Genomic DNA, 3,553 nt, shown 5'->3' on the forward strand with positions numbered 1-3,553 from the left:
GCGCCTCGTCCCCGGACACTCCGACCTGGTCGGCCGGGGAATCACCCGGCTTCAGGTCGCACAGCGCGCGGACGGCGGCTTCCCCTTCATCCGCAACGAGAGCATCTTCGTCACGGCGCTCGCCGGTATCGGTCTGGCCGGCACGAGCCCTCGGCTGACCGGCCGGTTGCTCGAACTGGCAGATCGCATCGCCAAGCTCCAACAACCCGACGGAGGTTGGGGGTACGCCGTGGGGGTCGCACAGACCGATGTCGACGACACCTCCGTTGCGTTGGAGTTCCTGCGTGCTGCGGACTCCCGCCGTTATCGACAGGAGATCACCGCCGGGCTCGCGTACCTGCGGCGAATTCGCGGGGAGGACGGCGGGTTTCCCACCTTTGTCCCGGGAGCTGCCTCCGAGGCGGCGATGACGGCTGCCGCGGCCAACGCCATCCGGCCGGGCGACCCAGAAGGCACCCGCACGTTGCGCCACGCCCTGGAGTTCCTGGCAGAGCGTCAACACTCAGACGGCACCTTCGAACCCGGATGGAGCCGCAGCCGCGCCAATGCCATCTGCCGCGCGGTCCTCGCGATGCGACACGCACCGCACTTGGACGCGCCCGATGTCGAAGCCCTTGCCGGTCGTTTCAGCGCACGGTGTTCCCGCTACCTGCTCGACACCCAGAATCCCGACGGGGGATGGGGACAGCTACCCGGCGAGGTCAGCGACCCCATCAGCAGCGCCTTCTCCGTGACCGCCCTCAGTCACGTCGACCACGACGACCTCACCCACGACGCCCTCTCCCGCGGAGCCCACTACCTCATCGGGCGCCAACGCTCGGACGGCGGATTCCACTGCCGACCGGAATCGGTAGGGCCGCGCCCGATCCTCTTCGACGTTCCCATCCTCGCCGACCTCTACCCGCTGCTCGCCCTCGGCCACCTTGAAACCGCCGGGCTACGCATCCCACCGGCAGCCGCCCCAGGAACAGTCCATCCATGACATCGACGCACGACCTCCCGGCCCAGAAACACCCCGCCAACCTCCTGCTCACCGATGTACGGGCCGAACACCGCGCCCGGTTGCACAAGGCCCGGAGCCGCCAGAACGGGCACGACAGCAAGGGCATCTCCGTCACTTCGCCGCGATCGACATCCACGGTTCCGGCGTTCGGACAGGACGTGCCGTGGTGACGATCGCGGCGCTGGACGTCGACGGCACGTTGTTGCCAGGAACACTGGGCTGGCCGCTTCCCGAGATGCTGGTGAACCGCGGCTGGTGCAAGCCGGATAGTTGGCAGCGTTTGCGGGACTTCCTCGCGTGCGTGGGACCGACCGGCCTGGAGCAGGCCACAGCGGCGGCGCGAGCGTGGGAGCTGTTCGCGGACATGGTCAAGGGCGTGCCGGTCGCCGCCGTGCAGGCATGCGCGCGGCACATCTGGAGCCAGGCACACGGGCACGTCTTCACGTTCGTCCCGCCGCTGATCGCGGCCATCCGCGGCGCGGGACTGGAACCGATGCTGGTGTCGGCCGGCCCGCAGGAGCTGGGCGGGTGCGCAGCCGCACAACTGGGCATCGAGCGGTACGCGGGCACAGTCCTGGAGGAAGCCGACGGCGTGTTCACGGGAGGCTTCTCCGGTGTCCCCACGTTGGGCAAGCCTGTGGTGGTGGCGTCGGCCGCCGGGGGCCACGAAGTCGACTGGGCGAGGTCACTGGCTTTGGGCAACTCGGTGCTGGATGCCGACCTGCTGGACCTGGTGGGCATACCTGTGGCGTTCGAGCCCACCACAGCGCTGAGGGCTCGCGCGCGGGTGTCGGGCTGGCCAATCGCCGATCGCGGCACCGTCCTGGCACTGGTGCACCAGCTGTTGGCAACGGCCACCTGACCAGCTGGGGTGTGCGGAAGCACGAAGCACCGGCACAACATGGAAGAAGCCAACGACGACCACAGACATGAACGATCCTCGTCATCCCGACCGCGCCGGTGCCATGGTGGACGAGGTCTGCCTGGTGACCGGTGGCGTGCAAGGCGAAGCGCATGTAGTTGGATTCGCTGCGATGGCTGGGTGTGCAACCCGGCGCGTGTCGGCCGCGCAAACTCCGCCCTGGCACAGGACGGCGAACTTTCTGGACACCTGTTCTTCCACATGGGCGACGATTCGAGCTTCCGCGCGACACGGTTCACCGAAGGCGGCTCCGAGCAGATATCCGGCAAATTCAGGTAATGCGGAGGCCGGCTGCCGACGGACCGCTCACATCACACGGAAACACCCAGGTCACGTGTGGCCGGTGGGGAGGCCGGAACGCCGGTCCTGTTGTCGTGGTGGTCGTGGGTTTCTCAGGTTCCGGTCGGAACCACCGCATGGCCTCGCAGCAAGAACATCAGCGCTGGACCGCGGTCGGGATGCAACTCGATGCATCCGCTGTGGTGGCCGTGCAGATCCGACTCGATCTCCGTCAGCAGCTCGACCATCAGACTGGTGGCCCGCTGTGCCGTGGCGACACGAGCGACAACGTGGGATCGGGCACCGGACGGCCCGAGATCGTCGGTCAGCTGCACCAGCACGAGGTGGTCGCGGGACAACCTCATCGACACCCGGTCGCCTCTGCCGGTCCAGATCTTCATGATCAGGTCGGCGCGCACCACGCCGTTCTCCTCGGTGCGCAGCCACACCCGATGCGACGCCTGGAAATGACTCTCGTGCGGGCTCATGCCCCACCTCGATTCCAACCCGATCGGTCACTTATACGCACCGCTGTTGACTCGGCACAATCAGTGAGCACCGGCAGGTCGCGGCCGGGAAGCCATCAGCGACGCCGGAGGCGTCAAGAACTCGGCCGTGTTAAACGCCGACCGGAAGGGCTGTGAATGCAGTCGCGAGTTCCCAACGTCGCGCTCCGCCTGCTGCTGGCCGAGGCGGGCTGGTTCGGTGAGGCGCTGGTCAGGAAGGTCAACGAACTGGGTGCCGAGGCCGGCCTGCCGCTCAGGTACCAGCGTGCGTCGGTCACCCAGTGGCTGTCCGGTGCCAAACCGAGGCCACCTGTCTCGCAACTCGTGGCCGAAGGACTCTCCCGAGCGCTCGGACGCCGTGTCACGGTCGATGACACCGGGCTCGGCCGGACCGGCGAGACCGACCTGAGCGCGTGGTGGGGGGATTCCGTGGCGAGGCTCATCGACCCGCAACGCCGAGCATTGCTCGTGGGTGCGACCTACAGCGTCGCCGCTCTCGCCGTGCCGGCGTGGGTGACAGTGGGGTCGGCGCGGCTCGGTACGCCGGGCCAGGCGGCCTGCGGTGCCCCGGTGGGACGAGCGTCGGCGGCGTCGGCGGCAGCGATGATCCGCGTTTCACGACTACTCCATCTCGCACGTGATCAACTGATGACAGATAGTAGTTGACTGGTGAAGGAGCGGAACCGGGAACGCGCGAACAGGATCTATTCACGGCTAAGGCCGGCGAGGACGCCTGTTCGACTCGAATTCGATTGATCGTAGTTCGACGAAGCCCTCTCTCGGTGCGGGAACTTTTGCGGAGCCAGTACTCTGAGTGACTCTCAGGCCCTTCGGCTGTCGCGA

General features: G+C 67.4%; 5 protein-coding genes. 4 read left to right on the top strand and 1 reads right to left on the bottom strand.

Annotation, left to right across the window (positions count from 1 at the left end; genetic code table 11):
- The 3 genes from ABFX45_RS45910 to ABFX45_RS45920 form a co-directional block, all read left to right on the top strand.
- On the top strand, positions 1-982 hold a 982-nt coding region (locus tag ABFX45_RS45910), incomplete at its 5' end, for a prenyltransferase/squalene oxidase repeat-containing protein (RefSeq protein WP_346137380.1).
- Positions 979-1,173 (top strand): hypothetical protein, encoded by a 195-nt coding sequence (locus tag ABFX45_RS45915; protein ID WP_346137381.1) that lies wholly within the window; start codon positions 979-981, stop codon positions 1,171-1,173. The genes ABFX45_RS45910 and ABFX45_RS45915, both read left to right, overlap by 4 nt.
- Complete coding sequence (locus ABFX45_RS45920) at positions 1,167-1,865, top strand: HAD family hydrolase (RefSeq protein WP_346137382.1); 699 nt, start codon at positions 1,167-1,169, stop codon at positions 1,863-1,865. Before ABFX45_RS45915 ends, ABFX45_RS45920 begins: the two co-directional genes overlap by 7 nt.
- A 452-nt stretch (positions 1,866-2,317) precedes the next feature.
- On the opposite strand, the gene ABFX45_RS45925 is transcribed toward ABFX45_RS45920, so the two are convergent.
- Positions 2,318-2,692, bottom strand: a complete 375-nt coding sequence (locus ABFX45_RS45925) for a hypothetical protein (RefSeq protein WP_346137383.1) — start codon at positions 2,690-2,692, stop codon at positions 2,318-2,320.
- Positions 2,693-2,848: 156 nt separating this feature from the next.
- On the opposite strand from ABFX45_RS45925, the gene ABFX45_RS45930 reads away from it, so the two are divergent.
- Entirely contained in the window at positions 2,849-3,376 is a 528-nt protein-coding gene (locus ABFX45_RS45930) for an NsdA family TPR-like regulatory protein (RefSeq protein WP_346137384.1), read from the top strand.
- The last annotated feature ends 177 nt before the right edge of the window (positions 3,377-3,553 follow it).

The sequence above is a fragment of the Lentzea roselyniae genome, from assembly GCF_039537795.1.
Taxonomy (GTDB): domain Bacteria; phylum Actinomycetota; class Actinomycetes; order Mycobacteriales; family Pseudonocardiaceae; genus Lentzea; species Lentzea atacamensis.